This is a genomic window from Pedobacter sp. UBA4863, from assembly GCF_002399615.1.
Taxonomy (GTDB): Bacteria; Bacteroidota; Bacteroidia; order Sphingobacteriales; family Sphingobacteriaceae; genus Pedobacter.
In genome coordinates, this window is sequence record NZ_DHDZ01000032.1 from 33,796 (window position 1) to 58,666 (window position 24,871).

The following is a 24,871-nucleotide window of genomic DNA, read 5'->3' on the forward strand; positions in this document are numbered from 1 at the left end:
TTTTAATGAAATATGAGCGAAGAAAAAAATCCAAACTCAAACTATTCGGCCGATAATATACAGGTTTTAGAAGGCTTGGAAGCTGTTCGTAAGCGTCCTTCGATGTATATCGGTGATACCGGAGTTAAAGGTTTGCACCATTTGGTTTATGAAGTTGTAGATAACTCTATTGATGAGGCCTTGGCCGGTCATGCCGATACTATTTACGTAAATATATTAAAAGACAATTCTATAAGGGTAGAAGATAACGGCCGTGGTATTCCAACCGGTATCAATACAAAAGAAAACAAATCGGCATTAGAAATTGTAATGACCGTTTTGCACGCAGGTGGTAAGTTTGATAAGGATACTTATAAAGTTTCTGGTGGTTTGCACGGTGTGGGGGTAAGTTGCGTTAACGCACTTTCTACACATTTAAAGGCCGAAGTACACCGCGAAGGTAAGATCTGGATGCAGGAATATCAAATTGGAATTCCGCAGTACGATGTAAAAGAAGTTGGTGCAACAGATAAGAGGGGTACCATTGTAACTTTTACGCCAGACCCAACTATTTTTACACAAACTACCGAATATCGTTACGATACATTAGCTGGTCGGTTACGTGAGTTAGCTTTCTTAAATAAAGGAATTAGTTTAACGCTTACCGATGAGCGTGAGACAAATGAAGACGGTACCTATTTGTCTGAAAATTTTAAGTCTGACGGTGGTTTAAAAGAGTTCGTTGCCTTTTTAGATGGTACACGTGCTTCTTTCTTGCCGGAGCCAATTTATATCGAAGGTATTAAGAATGGTATTCCGGTAGAGCTAGCTTTTCAGTACAACGATAGTTATTCTGAAAATGTACACTCGTACGTGAATAATATTAATACGCACGAGGGTGGTACCCATATTGCAGGTTTCCGTCGTGGTTTAACACGTACTTTAAAAACATATGCCGATAAATCTGGGTTGTTAAAGAACCTTAAAATGGAAATTACCGGCGATGATTTTAGAGAAGGTTTGACTGCGGTTGTTTCTGTTAAGGTGCAAGAACCGCAGTTTGAAGGCCAAACCAAAACCAAATTAGGTAACTCTGAGGTAATGGGGGCGGTAGATGTTGCCGTGGGCGAAGCTTTGGGTAATTATTTGGAAGAAAATCCAAAAGAGGCTAAATTGATCATCAATAAGGTTATTTTGGCGGCTACAGCTAGGGCAGCTGCTCGTAAAGCTCGTGAAATGGTTCAGCGCAAGAGCGTAATGGGTGGTTCTGGTTTGCCAGGAAAATTAGCCGATTGCTCTGATAATGATCCAGAAAAATGCGAATTGTTCTTAGTAGAGGGCGACTCGGCGGGTGGTACCGCTAAACAAGGTCGCGATCGTAATTATCAAGCCATTTTACCTTTAAAAGGTAAAATTTTGAACGTAGAGAAATCTATGGAACACAAAATCTACGAAAACGACGAGATTAAGAATATGTTTACTGCCCTGGGCGTAAGTATTGGTACCGAAGATGATGATAAAGCATTGAACTTAACTAAGTTGCGTTATCATAAAATCGTTATCATGACGGATGCTGATATCGACGGTTCGCACATTACGACCTTGATTTTAACGTTCTTTTTCCGTTATATGAAACCGTTAATTGAAGCTGGTTATGTTTATATTGCTGCACCGCCACTTTATCAGGTTAAAAAAGGGAAAGATTTTGAATATTGCTGGAACGACGCACAACGCGATGCTGCCATACAACGTTTAAAAGGTGCGGGTAAAGAAGATAGCGTACACGTGCAACGTTACAAAGGTTTGGGAGAGATGAACGCAGAACAGTTATGGGAAACTACCTTAGACCCGGCTCGTCGTATATTAATGCAAGCAACTATTGAAAACGCAGCCGAATGCGACCATACTTTTTCTATGTTAATGGGCGATGAAGTAGCGCCACGTAGAGAGTTTATTGAACGTAATGCGAAATATGCGAAGATAGACGCGTAGTTCAGTTAAACTGAAAAGAAACAGGTTGACAGATTTAACAATGTGAAACTGTTTCACGAAATAAACAGCACCCAGTTTGGGTGAAAAATAATTATAGGCAATGAGCTCGGTATTTTATCGGGCTCATTGTTTTTACATTAGGTTTCAGCTATTACTTAAATCGATGGTTGTTTTAATTATGCCCTACTTAAATCGAATAACAGCTTTCATTGTTTTCTTGGTAAATACATTGAGACTGTTCGAAATAGATAGTTCGAAGTGCGCTAAGTGTTAATAGAAAAGATAACGGACTTGCGTTATCTGTAAAAAAAAAAGTACTAAGACTTGTATTTTAAATAAGTATCTACTAAAAAACAAATGGCAAATATTACCGAAGCATAGCCATTGGTGGTAGCAAAAGCCCTATCTACTTTACTAATATCGTTTGGCTTAACTAAGCGATGCTGATAAATGAGCATGGCACAGAAAAACGCAACTCCTATATAGTATGGCCAACCAAAATCTATAAAATAAATAGGCGTAATTACACAAGCAGCAGATAACAGATGCAGAAAAGAAGACAGGCGCAAGGCATTTTTTATACCCAATGCGGATGGAATAGAATGTAACTGTTCGGCACGGTCAAATTCTTCGTCTTGCAACGCGTAAATAATATCGAAACCACTTACCCAAAACAGTACGGCAAACGAATAAAGTATAGGTACAATACTAAAATGACCTGTTACCGCAATGTAAGCACCAATGGGAGCCAAACCTAGTCCAACTCCTAAAACCAAATGGCACAATGCCGTAAAACGTTTGGTGTAGCTGTAAAATAGCACCACAAAAATTGCTATTGGCGATAAATAGAAACAAAGTGGATTAATAAAGTATGTAGTGGCAATAAAAAGTGCACAGTTAATAATTACGAAAATTAAGGCTTCTTTTGCCGATATTTTTCCTGCGGGAATGTCTCTTGTAGCCGTTCTGGGATTTTTGGCGTCAATATCTCTATCTAGGTACCTGTTAAAAGCCATGGCAGCATTACGAGCAAATACCATGCACAATAGTACTGCAACTAATAAATACCAATTAAACGGATGGGGTGTGGTACTTACGCCTAAGAAAAACCCAATAAAGGCAAAAGGCATTGCAAATATAGAGTGGGCAAATAATACGAGCGAAAAATATTTTTTCATTTAATACAATGTAAACTGATAATTATTTTTCAGGATGGTGAGCAGTATAAAATTTAGGATCAACAATTGGCTTTACAAAATCTTCGTTTACCTCTGTTACAAATTGTAAAAGTTTCTCCTTGCCTTGTCCATTTTCTGCTGAAGTAATAAAAAATGGGGGAACTTCTTCAAACCAGCCTAATAATGCTTTGTTAAATTTGGTAACATTCTGGTCTGTTTTCGGCCCCGATTGCTTATCGGCCTTAGTGTACACCAATGCAAAAGGAATTTGGCACTCGCCCAACCACGAACAAAATTCTAAGTCAATTTTTTGTGGTTCTAAACGGCTGTCTATCAAAACAAAAACACATTGCAAACTTTCTCTTTTAGTAAGATATGCCCTGATAAATTTCTCCCATTTCTCTCTACTGCTTTTAGAAACCCTAGCATAACCATAGCCGGGTAAATCTACAATGTACCATTTTTCATTAATTAAAAAATGATTGATCAATTGCGTTTTTCCTGGTTTTTGAGAGGTTTTAGCTAAACCATGCTGATTGACCAACATATTAATAAGTGACGACTTGCCCACATTAGAGCGCCCAATAAAAGCGTACTCTGGCATATCGGGAAGTGGCAAAGCCGAAACTTTGGTGTTGCTAACTACAAAGGTTGCAGATTTAATAATCATGGTGCAAAGGTAAGCATTGACGCTGTAAGGTGCTAAGGTTTCCATGTTTAAATATTGTTTAATGCCTTTTGTCGTTTAACTTTACAATATTTCAACCTTTCAACATTAAAACTTTAGCCTATCTTTGTCGAGCATGAATCCACAAATTACTCCGTACTCTAGCGCCGAAACTAAGAAAGAGCAAGTAGCCAGTATGTTCAATAATATTTCAGGTACTTACGATTTTCTTAATCACTTTTTGTCTTTAGGAATTGATATTATTTGGCGTAAAAAAGCCATAAAAGAGCTTTTGTCAGCCAATCCGCAAAAAATATTAGATGTAGCTACTGGAACCGGAGACTTTGCTTTCGAATCGATCAAGTTATTAAAGCCTCAGCAAATTATAGGGGTAGATATTTCGGAAGGGATGTTGGAAGTAGCCAAGAAAAAGATTGCAGAACGAAACTTAGGTCACGTTTTTTCAGTACAAAAAGGAGATTCGGAAGGTTTGCCTTTTGAAGATAATACCTTTGATGCCATTACTGTAGCTTTTGGTGTGCGTAATTACGAAAATCTAGAAAAAGGATTGGCAGATATGTTTAGGGTACTTAAACCAGGTGGTAAAGTAGTGGTTCTAGAATTTTCTAAACCTCGTGTTTTTCCAGTTAAACAGCTGTATCATTTCTATTTTAAGTATGCAACCCCATTTTTCGGCGGGCTATTTTCAAAGGATAAAAAAGCATATGCCTATTTAGAAGAATCGGTTCAGGCATTTCCTGATGGAAAGGACTTTACCTCGCTGATGGATAAAGTTGGCTACCAATATACCAAACACCGCTCTTTAACGTTTGGAATTAGTGCTATTTACACTGGTGTTAAATGAGGAAACCCCTATTACTAATTCTATTTTTTCTACTTGCATCACATACCAATATCAAAGCCCAAAATTGGGGCGGCGGTATAGATCAGGAAAGTTTTAATTGGGGGTTTAGTTTTCAATATATTGCTTCCGAATTTAAGATAATTAGAAGTCCTAATTGGCAGGATGTCTTCTTGGATTACGAGCAAAATAATAGGCCTATAACTGATAAATTAAATGCCATTAATTCCCCACTTTCTACTGGGTTTGGGATCGGCTTTGTGGTTAATCAACGTTTAAACAAAAATTTAGATTTAAGAAGTACACCAACATTAGTTTTTAATGATAGGTTGGTAGATTATCAGTATGAACTGCCGTCGCTCTATGTGCCAAACGATTTTACTGATGGTAAAACAAGACAAAAAATTGCTGCAACCATGGTAGAGTTTCCCTTGGGTGTCAAATTAAAATCTGAAAGAAGAAAAGACTTTAGGGCTTATTTACTTTTGGGGGCAAAATACTCCATAGATTTGGCTTCAGGAAAGAAAACAAACGATATGGATAAAGCGCTAATTTATAAAGTCCTTAAAAATAAAAAGAGTTTTGGGTCTTACGAAGCCGGAATTGGTTTCGATCTTTATTTCGAATATTTTAAAATGTCGCCAGAACTAAAAGTTTCACATTCTTTTGGTGATGTGCTAAAACATGAAAATCATCCGTTTGCTGCCCCAATTGACAAAGCCATTTTAAGAAATTTTACTTTCAGTTTGTTTTTTGAGTAATCGGCTTCTAAGAAAAAGCATAACTTTGCGTTAAAATACTAAGAAAACTGATGGCCAAAATCGCATTAATTACAGGAGCAACCTCGGGCATTGGAGCGGCAACGGCAAATACGTTTGCAGCACAAGGCTATGATTTGATTTTGATTGCTAGAAGAGAAAATCTTTTGGAAACTCATGCTCAGCAACTTATTGATCAATATGGTGTAAAAGTGAAGAAGATACAAGCTGATGTTAGGGATAAGGAGAACATCAACTATGTGCTAACAACTTTGCCTGCCGAGTGGAAAAACGTAGCTGTGCTAGTGAACAATGCCGGCTTAAGCCAAGGGTTGGATCCGATAGATAAAGGAGATACAGACGATTGGGATACCATGATTGACACCAACGTAAAAGGACTATTGTATGTTACCAAAGTGGTTTCGGGATGGATGGTGGAAAGAAAGCAAGGTCATATTATCAATATTGGTTCTATTGCCGGTAAAGAGGTTTATCCTAACGGAAACGTGTATTGTGCTACCAAACATGCGGTAGATGCGCTTAGTAAAGGCATGCGTGCAGATCTTTTGCCTTATGGTATTAAGGTAACTGCTATACATCCTGGAATGGTAGAAACAGAATTTTCTATTGTACGTTTTAAGGGCGACGAAAATAGGGCTAAAAAAGTGTACGATGGTTTGGAACCTTTAATTGCGCAAGACATAGCCGATGCCATTTGGTATGCCGCAAGTAGGCCAGCCCATGTAAACATTAACGATATGCTAATTATGCCTACGGCACAAGCTACGGGTACATTGGTAAAAAGAGATTAAGGCGTTTAATCGTTTAAATCGTTAATTTCGTTAACATGGTACCGAAAAACGATTAACCAATTTGTACAGTTAACTACATTAATTATGATATCAACAAATATAGATCAAGAAATAAAACAAGCCATGTTGGCTAAAGACCAAGTAAAATTAAGAGGGCTTAGGGCAATAAAGGCTGCACTACTATTGGCAAAAACAGAAAAAGGCCAAACAGAAGAGCTTAATGAAGATACTGAAATAAAAATTTTACAAAAGTTAGTTAAACAGCGTAAAGAGTCGGCAGATATTTATAAAACGCAGGGCAGAACAGATCTTTATCAAATAGAACAAGAAGAGATAGATGTAATTTCTCAATTTTTACCAAAACAATTGGAAAGAGCAGAAATAGAGGTGATTATTGCTAAAATTATTGCCGAAAATGGAGCTGCATCTATTAAAGATATGGGCAAAATAATGGGCTTAGCTAATAAAGAATTGGCAGGTAAAGCCGAAGGTAAATTAATAGGCGAAATTATAAAAAGCCAGTTAGCTTAGTTTTTTTAATAACAGATTTCACCATAGGATTTTAAAAATATTATATTAATTCCTATTAATTACAATTACTCTGCTAACTTAGCATATAGCTAAAACATACACATAAATATTTATGAATTTTGAAGTAATAGAACAAGAAGGGTTTAAGTATATAGAGGTTGGAGAAGGAGAGCCTTTGGTGTTGCTTCATGGCTTAATGGGAGAGTTGAGTAATTGGGAGCATACTTTAAACACTTTTAAGTCCAGGTACAGGGTTATTGTTCCAATTTTACCTATTTACGAGCTGCCCATATTAACCTTGGGTGTAAAAAGCCTCTCGAAATATATCCATCGTTTTCTCAAGTTTAAAAAATTAAGCCAAGTGGTTTTAATTGGTAACTCTTTGGGGGGGCATGTAGGCTTGGTATTTACAGTAGCTCATCAAGAGTTTGTAAAAGCATTGGTGTTAACAGGCAGTTCTGGCCTGTACGAAAACGCTTTTGGAGGTTCTTTTCCTAAAAGAGAAAACTACGATTTTATTAAAGAGAAGGTAGAGTTTACCTTTTATGACCCCGCAACAGCTACTAAAGAATTGGTTGATGAAGTGTTTAAGACAGTGAACGACCGTTCTAGGGTAATTAGAATATTGGCCTTGGCTAAATCGGCAATTAGGCACAATATGGCTAAAGAGCTTAAAAAAATTACTATCCCGGTATCTTTAATATGGGGGAAACAAGATAAGATTACTCCCCCAGACGTAGCAACAGAATTTCACGAGCTATTACCAAACTCTGAACTAAACTGGGTTGATAAATGCGGTCATGCGCCAATGATGGAACAACCAGAAATATTTAACAATTACCTAGAGAAATTTTTGGATAGGATTTTGCTGAAATAGCTTAACACCTGTTAACTGGAAACAAAAAATGCTAGCAGAAAAACTCATATCAAACAAAATACCGCCATTGCGTACTTCTGATACCGTTGGGAATGCCTTGGAACGTATGAACGAGTTTAAACTGTACCATTTGCCCATTGTAAATGAAACGCAATACTTGGGCATAGTAGCAGAAGAAGAGCTAATGGAAGCCAGAAGCCAAGACACAGCTATCGGTGCACTGCCATTGGCATTGCTAAACTCGTTTACTTACGCCAATGCCCATATCTATGAAGTAATTAGGCTGTTTAGCGAATTTCAATTATCAATAGTACCAGTGCTAGATCAGCATAAAAACTATTTGGGCATGGTTTCAATTAACAATGTGCTTAGCTGTACTGCTAACCTGTACGCTGTAAACGAACCAGGAGGTATTATTGTACTTAACATTAATAACAGAAACAACTCCTTGGCACACATGTCGCAAATTGTAGAAGCAGACAATGCGCAAATACTTTCTTCTTATGTTAGTTCATCTCCAAGCGCTACAAGATTAGAAGTAACCTTAAAAATTAATAAACTAGATCTTTCTGGTATTGTAGCGTCGTTTGAACGCTACGATTATGAAGTAAAAGCTGTATATAATAACAGCAATAATAACGACGATTCGATGGATAGATTCAACTCTTTCATGAATTACTTAAATGTATAATTTCCTGCATGAAAATAGCCCTATACGGTAGAGATTTTAACGACAGCGTGTTGCCTTTTGTACAAGAAGTATTCGATGTTTTGGCAGCAAACAAAATAGAGATTACCGTTTATCAGAAATTTTTCGATTTCATTAAAAATAAATTAGTTCTACCCACTCAAATTTCTATATTTTCTGACCACAACGAGCTATTAAGCAAAGCCGATATATTATTAAGCTTAGGTGGCGATGGTACGCTGCTAGATACGTTGGCGCTAGTAAGAGATTCGCAAATTCCAGTAGTGGGAATAAACTTTGGCCGATTGGGTTTCTTGGCAAGTATCAATAAATCTGAAATTAACGACGCTATTGAAGCTTTGATCCATGGAGAGTACTCTATAGATAAACGCAGTTTACTTAGCATAAAATCTCAAACAGGCTTGTTTGGCGATGAGAATTTTGCATTAAACGATATTACCATCCATAGAAGAGATGATTCTGCCATGATGATTATTCATGCCTACATGAATGGCGAATTTGTAAACTCTTATTGGGCAGATGGGTTAATTATTGCCACGCCTACAGGTTCTACCGCTTATTCTTTAAGCTGCGGTGGCCCAATTATCCTGCCTACAGCACAAAACTTTGTAATTACACCTGTTGCCCCGCATAACTTAAATGTAAGGCCTATAATTGTGCCAGACAATGTTGAGCTTGCTTTTGAAGTAGAAGCACGGAGTACCAAGTTCTTACTTACCTGCGATTCGAGGACAGAAACGGTAGATCGAAGTGTGAAAATTAGCATCAGTAAAGCGAAATTTAATATCAATCTTATCCGCCTTAACAATGAAACGTTTCTAACTACGTTAAGGAATAAATTGCTTTGGGGTATAGATACCCGTAATTATTAGGATGAGTTATAAGAAAACGTTGCTAGCTTTTGTTTTAAGTTCGTTTTTTGCCAGTAAAGCCAGTGCCCAAACTTGGGAGTTAGGCGTACAGGCAGGCGGAGCTGGTTATATGGGCGATCTCAACCCCACAAATCCTGTGAAAATTAGCGGTTTGGCGTTTGGTGGTTTTATTAAAGCCAATTTCGATCCTTATTGGGCATTATCTTTTAATTATAACAACGGAAAAATAAAAGCTGATGATGCAAAATCAACCTATGCGCAATTTAGAGAACGTAACCTAAGCTTTAGTAATAACCTGCACGAGTTAAGTTTTTTGTTAGATTTTAATTTCTTCGATTATTTTTCGGGTGGGGGATATGCAAGCTTTACGCCCTATTTATATACCGGCGTAGGAGCAGTGCTGTTTAATCCAAAAGCAAAATATCAAGATAATACCTATAAATTGGCACAATATGATACCGAAGGTGTAGATTATCAAACCTCTGCTTTAACGGTTCCTTTTGGTGCAGGAGTGAAATATAATTTTAAAACCAATTGGACCATAATGGGCAATATTGGCTATAGAAATGCCCATACCGATTATTTAGATGATGTAAGCGGAACTTATATAGATCCGGCACAATATGATGCACAACCGTCTGTTCGTCAAATACAGATGGTGCTGTCAGACAGATCGGCTACGAAAATAGGTGCTCCCGGCACTCAGCGAGGAGATTTTAGAAAAAGAGATACTTATATGTTTGTAGGTATTGGCATAACTTATACCTTTGTGAGCCAAAAGTGCTTTTAACTTTTAAACGCCTCAAAAACAGTACATGGATTTTAAAGATCAAATAGATATTAACCGTTTACCAGAGCATATTGCCATTATTATGGACGGTAATGGGCGATGGGCAAAAAACCAAGGGAAATTTAGGGTTTTTGGGCACGAAAGTGGTGTGCTTTCTGTAAAAGATATTGTAGAGGGATGCGTAGAAATAGGAATTAAATATCTTACTGTTTATGCTTTTTCTACCGAAAACTGGAACCGCCCAATTGATGAGGTAAATGCCCTAATGGAATTGCTAATTTCTACCATTAACCAAGAAGCAGAAACGCTTAACAAAAATAACATTAGGTTAAATGCCATTGGAGATTTAAAATCTCTTCCTCAAAAATGTATTGACGATTTAGCCAATGCCATGGAAAAGACCAAAGCAAACACCAAATGCACCTTAACACTTGCCCTTAGTTACAGCGCAAAATGGGAAATTGTTGAAGCTGCAAAGCAATTGGCCCAACAGGTAAAAAACGGAGAAATCAATATCGACCAAATAGATGAGCAACTTTTTGCAGCTCAGCTTACTACTAAAAATATTCCAGACCCAGAGTTAATGATACGTACCAGCGGAGAAAATCGTATCAGTAATTACCTTTTGTGGCAAATGGCCTATACAGAATTATATTTTACCGAAATACTATGGCCCGATTTTAGAAGAGAACATCTTTACGAGGCAATAGTAGATTATCAAAAACGCGAACGTCGCTTTGGCAAAATTAGTGAGCAATTGAACTAATTTTTCTTTTAACACTTTTTAACATGAGTTTAAATTAACTTAGCAACGTTTTTTAGATTGTAAATGAGAAGAATATACCAACTAGTATTTCTGCTTTTGATTGGCTTTCCGTCATTAGCTCAAATTCGTAATCCACAACAAGCTGCACCTTCCTTAAAAGTAAATGGTTTAAGCTTAGACTATTTTAGCCCAAAAGAATACATCATTGGCGGCACTACTTTGTCGGGTGCAAAGTATTTAGATAAAGACGTCATTGTAGTGCTTTCTAAATTAACCACAGGCGAAACCATTATGTTGCCTGGCGAAGGTACCGCCAATGCCATTAAAAATTTATGGGCCCAAGGCTTATTTGATGACATTAAATTAAACGTATCTAAAATTAACGGAGATACCGTTTATTTCGATATTGAAGTAGTAGAGCTTCCGCGTTTAAGTGGGTTCGAGTTTGTAGGCATTAGTAAATCGCAAAAAACAGACATCGAAGAAAAATTAGGCGATAAAGCAGGAAAATCTATCATTAACGATAACTTGTACAATACCACTAGAGCGGTTATTACTAAATATTTGTACGAAAAAGGATTTTTCTATACCAAGATAGATTATAAGTCTAAACCAGACCCAAACCAAGAAAATAGTGTAATTCTTCAGGTAAATATCGATAAAGGAAAACGAGTTAAAGTTCAAAAAATTGACTTTGAAGGGAACAAAGAATTCAAATCGGCGAAGCTTAGAAAATACCTGAAGAAAACCAAGCAGCGTGCATTTTACAAAGTTTTTGGTAGCGGTAAATTTAACAAAGAAAAATACGAAGAAGATAAAATTGCTTTTGTAGGCAAGCTACACGAAAAAGGTTATCGCGATGCGGCTATTATCAGTGATAGCGTTTATAAATACGACGATAAAACAGTTGGCATTAAAATAAACATGTACGAAGGTCCTAAATATTATTTCGGGAAAATTACGTGGGTAGGTAATGCCAAATACAATACCGAATTTTTAGAGAAGGTTTTTGGTATTGAAAAAGGCGAAGTGTTTAGCGAAGAAAAACTAGAAAAAAAATTAAGAGGTAGTGCCAACGGCGACGATGTTTCTAGTATTTATTTAAATGATGGTTACCTTACGTTCAACGTAGATCCGGTTCAAACTAAAATTTATAACGATACCGTAGATGTAGAAATGCGTATCTACGAAGGTCCAAAATATACGGTGAATAAAGTAAGTGTTTTAGGCAACACCATTACTAACGATAGGGTAGTGTTGCGAGAAATCCGCACAAAACCGGGAGATTACTTCTCAAAAGAATTGCTCATCAGGAGTGTTCGCGAAATTGGTCAGTTAGGTAATTTCGATGAGTCGAAAACTAATCCAGTTCCCAAACCAAACCCTGCTGATGGAACAGTAGATATTGTTTATCATGTAGAAGAAAAACCATCAGATCAAATTGAACTATCTGGAGGTTTTGGCGGTGGCCGTGTAATTGGTACCTTGGGTTTAACGTTTAACAACTTCTCATTAAAAAACTTATTTAAAGGCGAAGCTTACAGACCATTGCCCAAAGGCGATGGCCAACGTTTAAGTTTGCGTGGACAAACCAACGGCAAGTATTACCAATCATACAGCTTCTCGTTCTCAGAGCCTTGGTTTGGTGGTAAAAAACCAGTAAGTTTTGGGGTGAGTGCATTTACTTCATTACAATCTAACGGTTTATCTAAAAGTCATGCTAACTATTACGGTATCCGTTTAAATGGTGTTTCGTTTAGTTTAGGCAGAAAATTGAAATGGCCAGATAACTGGTTCTCGTTAGTACACTCTATTAACTTAAACCAGTATATTCTAAATAACTATCCGGGTTATTTGTTTAGCACGGGCGAGTCTTACAACTTAAACTTTACACAAGAGTTGGCCAGAGATTCGAGAAACCATAACATTTTCCCAACAGGTGGTGCTTATTTAAGGTTTACGGTACAGGCAACACCTCCATACTCATTATTAAACAATATAAACTATAATACCGCTTCAGATAAACAACGCTATAAATTTACCGAATACCACAAATGGAAATTCGAAGCGCAATGGTTCGAAACTATGGTGGGCAAGCTAGTATTTAAGGGGCAAGCGCAATTTGGTTTCTTAGGCTCGTACAATAGTGCGGTTGGTCAGTCGGCATTTGAGCGTTTTAAATTAGGTGGCGACGGTATGCAAGGTTTCGATTTCTTGCAAGGCTCAGAGATTATTGCCATGCGTGGTTACTCTAATAACTCGGTTATTCCGGTAGGTGCTAATCCTAATATTGCACAAAGTTCTGGTAGCCCTATCTTTACCAAATATGTAATGGAATTAAGGTATCCTGTAATTAACTCGCAACAAGCCACTGCCTTTATGACAGTTTTTGGAGAGGCCGGTAATACATGGGATAAGTTCCGCGATTTTAACCCGTTTAACGTTAGAAGGTCTGTTGGTATAGGTGCAAAAATATTTTTACCCATATTTGGATTACTTGGCATAGATTATGGTTATGGATTTGATAACATTCCAGGTGTGCCTGATGCGAACAAAGGACAGTTCCACTTTAGCATTGCACAACAAATGGGAGGTTTTAACTAATAGAATTGTTAACACACAAAAAAGTTAGAATGAGAAAGATATTTTTAGCGAGTTTTTTACTCTTATTTGCCATAAGTGCATCGGCGCAAAAAATGGCTTACGTAGATACGGAGTATATTTTGAAACATATTCCAGACTATAAATCATCATTAACTCAGATAGAAGGGCTATCAAAACAATATCAAAAGGAAATAGATGATGTTTTTAAAGAAGTAGAGGCGATGTATAAAGCTTACCAAGCAGACCAGGTTTTATTAACTGACGATATGCGTAAGCGTAGAGAGAACGATATTATTGAAAAAGAGAAGAAAGCAAAAGAATTACAGCGTCAGAAATTTGGCCCAGAAGGCGATTTATTTCAAACCCGTACCAAGTTATTGAAACCAATTCAAGAAAAAGTTTCTTCAACCATTGCAGAAGTTGCAAAAAACAAATACATTGACTTCGTTTTTGATAAAAGCAGCGAAAGCACTATGATGATTTATGCCAGTGCAAACTTCGATATCAGTAACGACGTAATTATGAAGCTTGGCTATAAGCCCGGTACATTGGTGAAATAACACACATAGAAAACAAACATTAAGGAAATATTAAAAAAGTGAAACCTTACAAGATTTATCTTGATGGTTTCTAACCATTAAAAACCATATATAATTATAAACATAAATGAAAAAGTTAATTAAAGGATTATTTGTAGCTGCAGGATTACTTTTAACTACACACGTGGCAAATGCGCAACAAAAGTTTGGTCACTTAAATTCTGATGAAATTTTTGGAACTTGGTCTGAGGCCAAAACAGTATCTACTACTATCGAAAACTTAGCTAAAACTAAACAAGCAGAGATCGATAAGATGATTACTGAGTATCAAAATAAATTAAAAGCTGCTCAGGAAAAAGAACGTACACTTAGCGAAGCTAATAAAGAAACTGTTGTAAAAGAACTACAACAGGCACAAACAGAATTGCAAGATTTGCAAAAAAGAATTGAAGATGCACGTGAAAAAGCAAGAACAGATGTAGAAACAAAACAAAGAGAATTGTTTCCTCCCTTGCAACAAAAAGTAGCAACCGCTATCAATGCAATTTCAAAAGATAAAGGTTTGTCTTACGTGTTTGATACATCTGCTTCACAAGGTTTTAATAACTTGGTTTATTTTGATGGTGGCGAAGATATTACCGCTGCGGTAAAAACTAAATTAGGAATTTCGGCTACACCTGCACCTGCTGCTAAACCAGCTGCAACTAAAAAACCTTAGTATAAAATTATTAAATTTGATGGCGGAATTAGGTCTAACTTAATTCCGCTTTTTTATGCTCATGAAACTTCAAAAAAATGCGATAGGCATATTCGATTCGGGTTTTGGCGGTTTAACCGTTTTTAAATCTATTGTAGCGCAGTTACCTCAGTATAATTATATCTATTTGGGCGATAATGCCCGTTCTCCTTATGGCGACCATTCTTTTGAAACAGTTTATCAATATACCTTAGAGTGCGTAGAATGGCTGTTTAAGCAAGGTTGTCCTTTGGTAATCTTGGCCTGTAATACAGCATCGGCAAAAGCCCTAAGAAGCATACAGCAACTAGATTTGCCAAAAAAATACCCCAATAATAGGGTTTTAGGCGTAATTAGACCTACGGCCGAAGTAATAGGTAATAGGAGCACATCTAAATCTATAGGCGTGTTGGGCACCCGAGGAACAATAAAATCGGAGTCGTATTTAATAGAAATTAACAAGTTTTTTCCTGAAGTAAAAGTTTACCAACAAAGTTGCCCCATGTGGGTGCCGTTGATAGAAAATGGCGAGCACGAAAATGATGGTGCAGATTATTTTGTAAAACAATACCTCACAGGTTTGTTAAACCAATCGTCCACTATTGATACTGTTTTGTTGGCATGTACCCATTACCCCTTGTTAGTGCCAAAAATAAAAAAATACCTTCAGCCTAATTTACAGGTGGTGTCGCAGGGCGATATTGTAGCCAACAGTTTAGTAGATTATTTGAACCGACATACGGAAATAGAAACCCAACTGAGCCGAGAAGCTCATCAGCTATTTTACACCACAGGAGATGCCGAAAGTTTTGATCAGCACGCTACAGTTTTTTTAGAAAAAGCTATCGTTTCCTTAAAAGTAAAAGTGTAACATTTTCAGTTTCAAAAAAATAACATAAAAATGATAAGGATATTCTTAAACAAGTATTTCTTGTTAGGTTTTGTATATATAAAGCGGTAAATTTGCGGCTCAATCACACTCAATGAGCGAACAAATCAAACACGAATGCGGAATTGCCTTTATCCGCTTGTTAAAACCTCTCTCATATTACCAAGAAAAATACGGTACAGCACTTTATGGCCTCAACAAATTATACTTGTTGATGGAGAAACAGCATAACCGCGGTCAAGATGGTGCAGGTATTGCCACCATTAAGCTAGACATGAAACCGGGCAGCCGCTACATTAGCCGCTACCGTTCTATGGCGCAAAATGCCGTTGCCGATATTTTTGGATATGTACAGAACAAATTTGTAAACATAGAAGAAGAAACTCCAGAACTGATGAAGGATACGGAGTTTTTGAAACAGAATGTTAGTTTTATTGGTGAGGTATTGCTAGGACATCTTCGCTATGGTACACATGGTAAAAACAGTATCGAAAATTGCCACCCATTTTTGCGCCAAAACAACTGGATGACCAGAAACTTGGTAATTGCGGGTAATTTTAACATGACCAATGTGGATGAGCTTCTAGAACAATTGTACGAACTTGGCCAGCATCCAAAAGAAAAGGCCGATACGGTAACCGTTCTCGAAAAAATTGGACACTTTTTAGATGATGAAAATCAAACATTGTTTGATGATTATAAAAAAGAAGGCTTAACAAACGTAGAAATCACCAAAAAAATATCAAAAAATCTTGACATTGCTAATATCCTTAAACGTTCGGCCAAAAACTGGGACGGAGGCTATACCATGTCGGGTATTGTAGGTAATGGCGATGCTTTTGTGATGAGAGACCCGGCAGGTATTCGTCCGGCATTTTACTACATGGATGATGAAGTAGTTGTTGCTGCCTCTGAACGTCCTGCTATTCAAACTGCCTTTAAAGTACAGATCAATAGCGTAAAAGAGATTAAACCCGGCCATGCTTTAGTGATAAAGAAAGACGGTACAGTTACCGAAGAAATGTTTCGCGAACCTTTAGAGAAAAAAGCATGTTCGTTTGAGCGTATTTATTTTTCAAGAGGAAGCGATGCCGATATTTATAAGGAACGTAAAAAATTGGGCGAGCTATTGTGCCCACAGGTGTTAAATGCTGTAAACCACGACTTAAAAAACACTGTTTTCTCTTTTATTCCCAATACTGCCGAAGTTTCTTTTTACGGAATGGTAGATGGTTTGCACAAATATATTAGAGATGTGCAGAAAGAAACCTTGCTGAAACGTAAAGAAGTATTAGATGATGCCGCTTTAGACGAATTATTGTCAATGCGTCCGCGGGTAGAAAAATTGGCTATTAAAGACGTAAAACTACGCACCTTTATTACCGCAGACGCCGATAGGGGTGAAATGGTAGCTCACGTTTATGATACCACTTATGGCGTAATTAAAAACCATACAGATACTTTAGTAGCCGTAGATGATTCTATTGTGAGAGGTACCACCTTAAAACAAAGTATTATTAAAATTATTGATAGGCTTCATCCTAAAAAGATTATTATTGTTTCATCTGCACCGCAAATTAGGTATCCAGATTGTTATGGTATCGATATGTCTAAAATGGGACAGTTTGTTGCTTTCGATGCGGCTATCCAGTTACTAAAAGAAAGAGGGCAGGAACATATCATTGAAGAGGTATATGAAAAATGTAAAGCTTCTTTAGAATTGCCAAAAGAGGAAATAGTTAACTATGTAAAAGATATTTATAAACCTTTTACACCTCAGGAAATTTCTCATCAAATTGCAAAAATTATTACCCCAAAAGATACCGTAGCAGAAGTTGAAGTGATTTATCAAACCTTAGAAAATCTTCATGAATCTTGCCCAAATCATATTGGCGATTGGTATTTTTCTGGAGATTACCCAACACCAGGTGGTAACAAAGTAGTAAATAAAGCATTTGTAAACTGGAAAGAAGGAAATAACCAAAGAGCTTACTAGCAGTTAAACATAAAAAAGGGAAAATCGATTAGATTTTCCCTTTTTGTTTTACATAAATTGGCTTGGGCAAGTTATTTTGCAAGCTTGTTCCTATCTATTGCAATAATTTTTCTTAAACTCTGCCGACATTTGTTCGGTAATACGAATAATGTCATCCGCTTCGTTCGAGTTATTATAAATGAGTTGGTCGCAAATGCTTTTATACGGCAGTAAGTATTCTTTATAAGCCGGTACTACATGGTTATGCCATTTGTACAGTACATCATCTTCGGGGTAGCCTCTTTCAATCCCATCTCGCTGTATCCGTCTTTCAAGAGCAATATTTTCGTCGGCCTCTATAAATATTTTATGGTCTATTAGCTTATGTATTTCTGTAAAATGCAAGATAAAAAGTCCCTCTACAATAATAATAGGGGCGGGGTGAATTTCTAAAATCTTGGTTACTGCTAAAGGATTGTTAAAGTTGTATTCTTTTTTATAAACAGTTTCGCCACTAATCAACTTTTTGATGTCTAATAAAAATTGTTGGTCATCAATAGTGCTGGGCAAATCAAAGTTGTATAATTTGTTTTCCTCTTGGGTCATTTCGCCCGCAGGAATATAGTAGTCGTCTTGAGACACGAGGGTTACCTCATCTGTTTTAAAATGATGAAGAAAACTGTGTAAGAAAAAGGTTTTGCCAGAGCCACTTCCACCGGCAATACCAATAATTACAGGCTTATGATTATTGTTCATTATCCTTTGGACCGTAAATTAAGTTACAGAAAAAACGTTTATCTAATGCGCCAACAGCATCGGCTACCGCTTTGGTCATTACAATAATTACATCTTTAGTAGTTTCGTTTTCGGTAAATTTACCTACTACTTTTGCAAAAGTAGAACGATTAGTCATTGGGTTTGTAATCTGTATAATAGTGCCTACGGGTGCTGTTTTGTGCAAAATTAACATTTTATTGGGATCTAAATCGGGGTCGCTAATCCAAACCCCGGTACCTTTTTCCTCTATCTTGTTTAAGCCATATACAGCGGCTGGTCTTCTAAGATTAGGATTTTTTAAGGTTTCCGCATCTTCTGCAGGTTCGCCCTCATTATTACTTGCGGTAGTAGGCGAAACTGCAATCGGTTTCTCTCCTTTAATAATTAATTTTTGTCCTACAGTTAAGTCATTTGAGGAAAGGTTGTTGTAGTTTTTAAGCTGATAGGTAGTTAATTGGTATTTTTGAGCAATGGAATAAATGGTTTCTCCGGTAGCTACAATATGTTCAAAACTAGAGTCTGCTTTTTTTGGTAGGTTTGGCGCAGAAACAGGCGCAGTGTTTTTTGTCTCTGCTGGTTTAATTGGGCTAGTGGTAGTTAAAGCAGCAGTGTTTTGCGGTTGTTCTGTCCCTGCTTTAACCGGTATTTTTAGAACTTGGCCAATGCTTAAATTATTAGAACTTAAAACATTTGCTTCTTTAAGATCTTCTACCGTAATGCCATATTGTTTAGCAATTACCCCTAGGTATTCTTTAGGTTTAACGGTGTGCTCAGTTACTAAGTTCCCGGCTACTGGGGCCGGGGCTGTTTCAGTTTCTTTTGCAATGGTAGGAGATGGATTTGTTGCATTGCCGCTTTTGGTAAAAGGCACCTTTAAAACTTGCCCCACTTGTAGATTATTATTGCTTAAATTATTCAATTTTTTAATTTCAGCAATAGTGGTAGCAAATCTCTCGGCAATTAAATTCAAATTGTCTTTAGCCGCAACGGTATAATCAAAGAAAGAAGTGGTGTTAATTGATGGAGAGTTTGGTGCCACTGCTTTTTGATTAAAGGGGATATCTGTGGGTACTTTAATAATAACACCTATTTGTAAACCAACATTATTATTAAAGTTTTGTATGTCTTTTACATTTACGTTATATCTTCTCGATATGGAATAATAGCTTTCTTTAGGATCTACTTTATGAATGATTAGTTTCTTGCCATTATTGTTTTCAACGCCAATAGAATCTACTGGTTTATTGGCGTAAGCAGTGCTAAAACCCAGTATGGCGAAGAGTAAAATATATTTTTTAAACATCTATATTTATGATTTTTTTGGAGGTACAATTATACGAATAATATATAGCATAGCTAACAATGTAACTAAACGGTAACATTTGGTGTTGTATTATGCAAAATTGTGATTTTCATCAAACTTATTTAGCTAAGGTTTGTTTAATTTTAAGAGTATAAAAAAAATACAATTATGTCGGCAAAAGAAATAAATTTAAGCGAAAAGCAAGTTAAACCAGTGGTTGATATGTTAAATGAATATTTAGCGAACTATCATATTCATTATCAAAAATTAAGAGGTTGCCATTGGAACATTAAAGGACAAAACTTCTTTACACTTCATTTGAAATTCGAAGAACTTTACACCAACGCCCAATTAACCATTGATGAAATTGCAGAGCGTGTACTTACATTGGGGAAACCGCCACATAGCCGTTTTGCAGATTATATTAAGGAATCGTCAATTAAAGAAATTAATACCATTGGTATGGCAGACACCGCCATGGTGGAAGCTATTTTGGATGATATGAGTAAGTTAATAGAGCTAGAAAGAGATTTACTAGAGGCTACAGATAAAGCTGGAGACGATGGATCTAACGATATGGTAAACCGCTTTATGCAGTTTAAAGAGAAAACTACCTGGATGCTGCGCTCGTTTCTTGGTAAAAAGTAAAATGATTGACCAATTTTCTTACAGCCACAACTGCACCAATAAAACACAGTGCTTTTGTGGCTTTTTTGTGATTTGCGTCATTATCAAACCATCGCATCCTCACATCCTCAAATTGTTTTTATCTTTGAGGCATGGGATACAAAAATTTAGCCGAATGCGTTGCCGATTTAGAAAAGCACGGACATTTAATTAGGATTAAAGAAGAAGTAGATCCGTATTTAGAGATGGCCGCCATCCATCTTCGTGTGTACGAAAAACAAGGGCCGGCCTTATTGTTCGAGAAAGTAAAAGGAAGTCCGTTTCAAGCAGTTTCAAATTTATTTGGCACTATAGAGCGTTCTAAGTTTATGTTTAGGGATGCCTTGCCTAAAGTTCAGGAACTGGTAGAACTTCGTTCCGACCCAATGAAGGCACTTAAAAATCCTTTCAAATATGCAGGTACGGCGTTAACCGCATTTTCGGCTTTGCCACTGAAACAATCGCTGTTCAAAAAAACTTTCCAAAAAACCACCATTTCTGCTATTCCACAAATTGTAAATTGGGCTATGGATGGTGGGCCATTTATCACCATGCCGCAGGTTTTTACCGAAGATATAGACAAACCGGGGGTGATGAATAGCAATTTGGGGATGTATCGTATTCAGTTAGCAGGTAATGATTATGTTCAAGACAAAGAAATTGGTTTGCATTATCAAATTCATAGAGGTATTGGTGTGCATCAAACCAAAGCAAACGCTCATGGACAACCGTTAAAAGTAAGTATTTTTGTAGGAGGCCCACCATCGCATCCTTTGGCAGCTGTAATGCCTTTGCCAGAGGGGCTGTCTGAACTTACTTTTGCTGGAGCTTTAGGAAATAGGAGGTTTAGGTACTTTAGGGATGATGAAGATTTTGTGATTTCCGCAGATGCCGATTTTGTAATCACTGGAACCGTCTATCCACATGAAAATAAACCCGAAGGGCCTTTTGGCGATCATTTGGGCTATTACAGTTTAGTGCATCCATTCCCATTAATGAAAGTGCACAATGTTTACCACAAGAAAGATGCTTTATGGTCGTTTACGGTGGTTGGTAGGCCACCACAAGAAGATACAAGTTTTGGCGCTTTAATACACGAAATTTCAGGGTCGGCCATTCCCCAAGAAATACATGGTTTAAAAGAAGTAAACGCTGTTGATGCGGCAGGAGTACATCCTTTATTGTTTGCCATTGGTAGCGAACGTTATACGCCATATTTAAAGGAAAGAAAACCACAAGAAATTTTGACGATCAGTAATCATATCTTGGGTAAAAATCAATTGAGTTTGGCGAAATATCTTTTTATCGCCGCAAAGGAAGATGATGAAAGCTTGAATACACATCACATTAATCACTTTCTTACGCATATTTTAGAACGTATAGATTGGAAGAGAGACGTTCATTTCCATACCAATACAACAATAGATACCTTAGATTATTCTGGAGATGGACTAAACTCGGGCTCTAAAGTAGTTTTTGCCGCCGCAGGAGAAAAGAAGCGAGAATTGGCAACTGTGCTATCGAGCGATTTTAAATTGGATGAAAAGCACGCTTTGGCTAGCGATGGGATATTGGTTGTTCAGTTAAATAAATACGAAAATAAAGAACAAGGAAAGGCACACATCGCCTTGCTAAAAGAACAGCTAAAAGCGAATGATTTAGCCAATATTCCCTTGGTCGTAGTTTGTGATGATGCCAGATTTACCGCAGAAAACATCAATAACTTAGTTTGGATAGCTTTTACAAGAAGCAACCCAGCAACGGATATAGATGGCGTAGATGATTTTACAGAAAACAAGCACTGGGGTTGTAATGGTCCGCTGATTATCGATGCCCGTAAAAAGCCACACCATGCGCCAGAATTAATTAAAGATGTAGAGCTAGAAAGAAAAGTGGATAAAATGGGAGAGCAGGGCGGTTGCCTTTATGGGGTAATATAAACCACAAAAGACCATGATAATAGTCATGGTCTTTTGTGGTTTATTGTAGTATGTTATGCTAAAATCTAATACCGAAAGTTAAAAAGAAGTTGTTGTTGGTGAACTTAGAACTTGCCATTGGTTCAGAACCGCTGTTTAACGTATAAGGTGAGTTAGTCCCATTGGTTTCAACTCTTTGGTAAGCTAAATCGAAATAATAATTATTAACCCTGTAGCCTAGACCACCGCTATACATTTTGGTTTCGAAAAGCTTATCATCGTCATTTTTATAAGGACTGCCGTTTAAGCCATAGCCAGCTCTTAAACTAATGTTTTCTATTTTATATTCCCCACCAATTCTGTAATTAACGGCACTGGTATAATTATTTCTCACTGCTGCATTACTTGTGTTGATTGCGTCATTACCTCCATTTGATCCATTAGTAGAGAACCTAATGCTAGAGTAATCAATAAAATCAACATCCGCAGAAATAATGCCTTGCCCGCCAATGATGTAACTTGCACCCAAAGAACCTTTTAATGGTGTTCTTAAATTATAAGTGAAGTCATACACCATTGCCTTATTGGTGAAAACATCATTCGATAATTTGTTATTCAATGTTTCCGAATAAGTATCATCAATAGTGAACCATGTTGGGGTCTGAAGAGTTGCACCAATTCTAAAGCTACTAACCGGCCTAAAAATAACTCCAAGTCTGCCATTTACACCAGAACCTCTGGTTTCTTGGTTTTGAAGATAAGATAGGCTATAGTTTTCTACACCTGTAAATCCGTCAGTTTGATCATAAGGATTTAGACTGCTGCTTTCTGTAAATTCAGCATCGCTTGTGTAGCGTAAACTAACTAAACCAATATTCGCACCTATATAAACTTGATTAGAAATATTTATAGCGCCAGCGAAATTAAACTCTGAAACAGAGCCAGAACGAATCTCGTTCTTAGATTGGTTGCTTGCTGTAAATGGATTGCCTGTGCTGTTTGCTGTATATGTATTGGCATTGCCAGGAGTATTAAAATTAATCAGATAACTTTCATAAGCCATACCTTCCAATGAGTTTTTTTCAATCGAATTGTCGGTTGGATCCTTGTATCTATTTGCTAATTCGGCAAAGTAGTTTCTAATAGAGTTATTATTGTTAACGCCTCCGAAATTACTTTCTAGTGCATAATCATTGTTTCGTGTGTATCCTAATCCAAATACCGTACTCACTACTCCTTTTTGAGTGTCTTGACCTTTCATCCTAAGGCTAGGCGTATAAAAAACAGCTCCCAATTGGTTGATATTTAAGTGACTTTTATCTGTTTTTGTACTAGTGCCTAAAAAACTGCCATCAACCCCTGTTTGATTAAACTCCGGTGTAAATGCAAATTCTGATCTAGTGAATAAACCAAGTCCCGCAGGGTTTCCTCCTAAAGAACTCATGTCGCCACCTACACCAATTTGGGCATTCCCCATTCCTTTAAAACGTGCGGTGCTGCCATAATTTGTTTGTGAGAAGCGAAGCCCATCACTGCCATATTGGGCATATGTGGTGCCCACAGTTGCTACCATAGCAACTGCAAGCATAGAAATTATCTTTTTCATTTTGTGTTTGATGTTAATTTAGGAGTTATTATCTACCACCACCTCTTGAAGGTCTGCTACTGCCACTAGAGCTGCTACCACTGCTACCACTGCTACCACTGCTACCACTGCTACTGCCACTCGATGAAGAAGATGGAGGTGGAGTGTAGCTCGGTCTTGAGCTTTCAGAAGTACGTGTAGGTCTGGAATCACCATTGTTAGAAGAACCAGTCCTACTCGGTCTTGAGTCTCTTGTGGTATTGTTGCCCCTAGAAGAAGTGCCATTTGTAGTAGGGTTATAGGATTCTGGTCTTGAACCAGTACGGCCAACAACTGCTGTATTTCCACCAGTTCTAGAACTTCTGTCAATCATAGAACCATTAGGTCTAGCTCCTATTCCATTTTCAGCACTACGGTTTGGCCTTGGTCTGTAATTCTCGTTATTTTTTACAATAACACTGCCTCCCCAGCCATTACCCCAATAACCACCACCATAATATCCGCCGCCGTAATATCCACCACCGTACCATGGGTTATAATAAGAGTAAGGGCCCCAGGTATTCCAGTAATAAGGCGAACCGTAAAGTGCCCACGAAGAATAAGGGTTATACCAACGGTTAAAGCCCCAACTGTAGTTAAAGCCTAACGACCAACTGTAGGGGTTGTATGGGTTATACCAAGAATTGTAACCGTAATAGTTATAATAATCATCAAAGTAAACCCTGTTTGGGCTACCATAATAAAACCTGTCGATACGAGACGCATAGTCCATATCGTAGTTTTGGTCGCTTGCTCTGTAACCTGCAGTGTCTATTTGTGCGGTTTGTACAGGAGGGGAATATTTGTAAACCCTAGCCTGCGCCATAGTATTGTACACATCGTCGGCACTGTTGTTTTGTGCCAGCTTAGGTGTAGCGCATGAGGCAACCAACATGGCAGTTGCCGCAAGTGTACTGGTTAAAAAATGATTGACTCTCATTGTATTTAGGTTTTAATTTGTGTGCTAATTAAATTGTGACTATAAATTTATAGCTTTGTAGCCATCAATACAAGATATTTAACACAAAAAACGTTCCAAATAAGTT

Annotated in this window: 23 protein-coding genes; 17 read left to right on the top strand and 6 right to left on the bottom strand. The window is 37.3% G+C overall.

The features are described 5' to 3' along the window. Positions 1-12: 12 nt before the first annotated feature. Positions 13-1,971: a DNA topoisomerase (ATP-hydrolyzing) subunit B gene (gyrB, locus tag B3I52_RS06650; protein WP_293299731.1), complete on the top strand. Its 1,959-nt coding sequence runs from the start codon at positions 13-15 to the stop codon at positions 1,969-1,971. Positions 1,972-2,288: 317 nt separating this feature from the next. Here gyrB and B3I52_RS06655 read toward each other — a convergent pair whose 3' ends face one another. After that, on the bottom strand, positions 2,289-3,149 hold the full coding sequence (locus B3I52_RS06655; protein WP_293299732.1) for a UbiA-like polyprenyltransferase: 861 nt from the start codon (positions 3,147-3,149) through the stop codon (positions 2,289-2,291). 22 nt (positions 3,150-3,171) lie between these two features. After that, the gene (gene yihA / locus B3I52_RS06660; protein WP_293299784.1) at positions 3,172-3,819 is read right to left on the bottom strand and encodes a ribosome biogenesis GTP-binding protein YihA/YsxC; all 648 of its coding nucleotides are present in this window, start codon (positions 3,817-3,819) and stop codon (positions 3,172-3,174) included. 133 nt (positions 3,820-3,952) lie between these two features. Here yihA and ubiE point away from each other — a divergent pair, with 133 nt between their 5' ends. From ubiE to B3I52_RS06730, 14 genes are all read left to right on the top strand, one after another. Next, the gene (ubiE, locus tag B3I52_RS06665; RefSeq protein ID WP_293299734.1) at positions 3,953-4,681 is read left to right on the top strand and encodes a bifunctional demethylmenaquinone methyltransferase/2-methoxy-6-polyprenyl-1,4-benzoquinol methylase UbiE; all 729 of its coding nucleotides are present in this window, start codon (positions 3,953-3,955) and stop codon (positions 4,679-4,681) included. Next, the gene (locus tag B3I52_RS06670) at positions 4,678-5,439 is read left to right on the top strand and encodes an outer membrane beta-barrel protein (RefSeq protein WP_293299736.1); all 762 of its coding nucleotides are present in this window, start codon (positions 4,678-4,680) and stop codon (positions 5,437-5,439) included. Before ubiE ends, B3I52_RS06670 begins: the two co-directional genes overlap by 4 nt. A 50-nt stretch (positions 5,440-5,489) precedes the next feature. Continuing rightward, positions 5,490-6,248: an SDR family NAD(P)-dependent oxidoreductase gene (locus B3I52_RS06675; protein WP_293299738.1), complete on the top strand. Its 759-nt coding sequence runs from the start codon at positions 5,490-5,492 to the stop codon at positions 6,246-6,248. A gap of 84 nt (positions 6,249-6,332) precedes the next feature. Further along, a complete protein-coding gene (locus tag B3I52_RS06680) occupies positions 6,333-6,779 on the top strand; it encodes a GatB/YqeY domain-containing protein (protein WP_293299740.1) in 447 nt (148 codons plus the stop codon). Positions 6,780-6,891: 112 nt separating this feature from the next. After that, positions 6,892-7,656 (top strand): alpha/beta fold hydrolase, encoded by a 765-nt coding sequence (locus B3I52_RS06685; protein ID WP_293299742.1) that lies wholly within the window; start codon positions 6,892-6,894, stop codon positions 7,654-7,656. A 28-nt stretch (positions 7,657-7,684) separates the two neighbouring features. Further along, the gene (locus tag B3I52_RS06690) at positions 7,685-8,347 is read left to right on the top strand and encodes a CBS domain-containing protein (protein ID WP_293299744.1); all 663 of its coding nucleotides are present in this window, start codon (positions 7,685-7,687) and stop codon (positions 8,345-8,347) included. A gap of 8 nt (positions 8,348-8,355) precedes the next feature. Next, a complete protein-coding gene (locus tag B3I52_RS06695; protein ID WP_293299746.1) occupies positions 8,356-9,237 on the top strand; it encodes an NAD kinase in 882 nt (293 codons plus the stop codon). A 1-nt stretch (position 9,238) separates the two neighbouring features. Continuing rightward, positions 9,239-10,027, top strand: coding sequence for a DUF6089 family protein (locus B3I52_RS06700; RefSeq protein ID WP_293299748.1), 789 nt, complete (start codon positions 9,239-9,241; stop codon positions 10,025-10,027). A 25-nt stretch (positions 10,028-10,052) separates the two neighbouring features. After that, complete coding sequence (locus B3I52_RS06705; protein WP_293299750.1) at positions 10,053-10,793, top strand: isoprenyl transferase; 741 nt, start codon at positions 10,053-10,055, stop codon at positions 10,791-10,793. A gap of 63 nt (positions 10,794-10,856) precedes the next feature. Beyond that, complete coding sequence (bamA, locus tag B3I52_RS06710) at positions 10,857-13,397, top strand: outer membrane protein assembly factor BamA (protein ID WP_293299752.1); 2,541 nt, start codon at positions 10,857-10,859, stop codon at positions 13,395-13,397. Positions 13,398-13,426: 29 nt separating this feature from the next. Next, positions 13,427-13,957, top strand: a complete 531-nt coding sequence (locus B3I52_RS06715; protein ID WP_293299754.1) for an OmpH family outer membrane protein — start codon at positions 13,427-13,429, stop codon at positions 13,955-13,957. 106 nt (positions 13,958-14,063) lie between these two features. Further along, the gene (locus B3I52_RS06720) at positions 14,064-14,654 is read left to right on the top strand and encodes an OmpH family outer membrane protein (protein ID WP_293299756.1); all 591 of its coding nucleotides are present in this window, start codon (positions 14,064-14,066) and stop codon (positions 14,652-14,654) included. Positions 14,655-14,715: 61 nt separating this feature from the next. Next, the gene (gene murI, locus B3I52_RS06725) at positions 14,716-15,543 is read left to right on the top strand and encodes a glutamate racemase (RefSeq protein WP_293299758.1); all 828 of its coding nucleotides are present in this window, start codon (positions 14,716-14,718) and stop codon (positions 15,541-15,543) included. 112 nt (positions 15,544-15,655) lie between these two features. Then, positions 15,656-17,557, top strand: a complete 1,902-nt coding sequence (locus B3I52_RS06730; RefSeq protein ID WP_293299760.1) for a class II glutamine amidotransferase — start codon at positions 15,656-15,658, stop codon at positions 17,555-17,557. A gap of 90 nt (positions 17,558-17,647) precedes the next feature. Here the strand turns inward: B3I52_RS06730 and B3I52_RS06735 are convergent, their stop codons facing one another. Beyond that, positions 17,648-18,292 (bottom strand): uridine kinase family protein, encoded by a 645-nt coding sequence (locus B3I52_RS06735; protein WP_293299762.1) that lies wholly within the window; start codon positions 18,290-18,292, stop codon positions 17,648-17,650. Beyond that, the gene (locus tag B3I52_RS06740; protein WP_293299764.1) at positions 18,282-19,616 is read right to left on the bottom strand and encodes a LysM peptidoglycan-binding domain-containing protein; all 1,335 of its coding nucleotides are present in this window, start codon (positions 19,614-19,616) and stop codon (positions 18,282-18,284) included. The genes B3I52_RS06735 and B3I52_RS06740 overlap by 11 nt, the downstream gene beginning before the upstream one ends. 168 nt (positions 19,617-19,784) lie before the next feature. Here B3I52_RS06740 and B3I52_RS06745 point away from each other — a divergent pair, with 168 nt between their 5' ends. Further along, complete coding sequence (locus B3I52_RS06745) at positions 19,785-20,264, top strand: Dps family protein (protein ID WP_293299765.1); 480 nt, start codon at positions 19,785-19,787, stop codon at positions 20,262-20,264. A 131-nt stretch (positions 20,265-20,395) separates the two neighbouring features. After that, positions 20,396-22,222, top strand: a complete 1,827-nt coding sequence (locus tag B3I52_RS06750; protein ID WP_293299767.1) for a UbiD family decarboxylase — start codon at positions 20,396-20,398, stop codon at positions 22,220-22,222. A gap of 58 nt (positions 22,223-22,280) precedes the next feature. Here the strand turns inward: B3I52_RS06750 and B3I52_RS06755 are convergent, their stop codons facing one another. Continuing rightward, positions 22,281-23,807: an OmpP1/FadL family transporter gene (locus tag B3I52_RS06755; protein ID WP_293299769.1), complete on the bottom strand. Its 1,527-nt coding sequence runs from the start codon at positions 23,805-23,807 to the stop codon at positions 22,281-22,283. Between the two features lie 28 nt (positions 23,808-23,835). Beyond that, positions 23,836-24,765 carry a hypothetical protein gene (locus B3I52_RS06760; RefSeq protein ID WP_293299771.1) on the bottom strand — a complete coding sequence of 310 codons (930 nt, stop codon included), beginning with the start codon at positions 24,763-24,765 and terminating at the stop codon, positions 23,836-23,838. Between the last annotated feature and the right edge of the window lie 106 nt (positions 24,766-24,871).

Excerpts from the sequence above, each read along its gene's own strand:
- ubiE (WP_293299734.1), top strand. The coding sequence starts at position 3,953 with ATGAATCCACAAATTACTCCGTACTCTAGCGCCGAAACTAAGAAAGAG.
- B3I52_RS06755 (WP_293299769.1), bottom strand. The coding sequence starts at position 23,807 with ATGAAAAAGATAATTTCTATGCTTGCAGTTGCTATGGTAGCAACTGTG.
- B3I52_RS06760 (WP_293299771.1), bottom strand. The coding sequence starts at position 24,765 with ATGAGAGTCAATCATTTTTTAACCAGTACACTTGCGGCAACTGCCATG.
- B3I52_RS06655 (WP_293299732.1), bottom strand. The coding sequence starts at position 3,149 with ATGAAAAAATATTTTTCGCTCGTATTATTTGCCCACTCTATATTTGCA.
- yihA (WP_293299784.1), bottom strand. The coding sequence starts at position 3,819 with ATGATTATTAAATCTGCAACCTTTGTAGTTAGCAACACCAAAGTTTCG.
- B3I52_RS06690 (WP_293299744.1), top strand. The coding sequence starts at position 7,685 with ATGCTAGCAGAAAAACTCATATCAAACAAAATACCGCCATTGCGTACT.
- B3I52_RS06680 (WP_293299740.1), top strand. The coding sequence starts at position 6,333 with ATGATATCAACAAATATAGATCAAGAAATAAAACAAGCCATGTTGGCT.
- B3I52_RS06700 (WP_293299748.1), top strand. The coding sequence starts at position 9,239 with ATGAGTTATAAGAAAACGTTGCTAGCTTTTGTTTTAAGTTCGTTTTTT.
- B3I52_RS06735 (WP_293299762.1), bottom strand. The coding sequence starts at position 18,292 with ATGAACAATAATCATAAGCCTGTAATTATTGGTATTGCCGGTGGAAGT.
- B3I52_RS06685 (WP_293299742.1), top strand. The coding sequence starts at position 6,892 with ATGAATTTTGAAGTAATAGAACAAGAAGGGTTTAAGTATATAGAGGTT.
- B3I52_RS06715 (WP_293299754.1), top strand. The coding sequence starts at position 13,427 with ATGAGAAAGATATTTTTAGCGAGTTTTTTACTCTTATTTGCCATAAGT.
- gyrB (WP_293299731.1), top strand. The coding sequence starts at position 13 with ATGAGCGAAGAAAAAAATCCAAACTCAAACTATTCGGCCGATAATATA.
- B3I52_RS06750 (WP_293299767.1), top strand. The coding sequence starts at position 20,396 with ATGGGATACAAAAATTTAGCCGAATGCGTTGCCGATTTAGAAAAGCAC.
- bamA (WP_293299752.1), top strand. The coding sequence starts at position 10,857 with ATGAGAAGAATATACCAACTAGTATTTCTGCTTTTGATTGGCTTTCCG.
- B3I52_RS06695 (WP_293299746.1), top strand. The coding sequence starts at position 8,356 with ATGAAAATAGCCCTATACGGTAGAGATTTTAACGACAGCGTGTTGCCT.
- B3I52_RS06730 (WP_293299760.1), top strand. The coding sequence starts at position 15,656 with ATGAGCGAACAAATCAAACACGAATGCGGAATTGCCTTTATCCGCTTG.
- B3I52_RS06675 (WP_293299738.1), top strand. The coding sequence starts at position 5,490 with ATGGCCAAAATCGCATTAATTACAGGAGCAACCTCGGGCATTGGAGCG.
- B3I52_RS06670 (WP_293299736.1), top strand. The coding sequence starts at position 4,678 with ATGAGGAAACCCCTATTACTAATTCTATTTTTTCTACTTGCATCACAT.
- murI (WP_293299758.1), top strand. The coding sequence starts at position 14,716 with ATGAAACTTCAAAAAAATGCGATAGGCATATTCGATTCGGGTTTTGGC.
- B3I52_RS06740 (WP_293299764.1), bottom strand. The coding sequence starts at position 19,616 with ATGTTTAAAAAATATATTTTACTCTTCGCCATACTGGGTTTTAGCACT.
- B3I52_RS06705 (WP_293299750.1), top strand. The coding sequence starts at position 10,053 with ATGGATTTTAAAGATCAAATAGATATTAACCGTTTACCAGAGCATATT.
- B3I52_RS06745 (WP_293299765.1), top strand. The coding sequence starts at position 19,785 with ATGTCGGCAAAAGAAATAAATTTAAGCGAAAAGCAAGTTAAACCAGTG.
- B3I52_RS06720 (WP_293299756.1), top strand. The coding sequence starts at position 14,064 with ATGAAAAAGTTAATTAAAGGATTATTTGTAGCTGCAGGATTACTTTTA.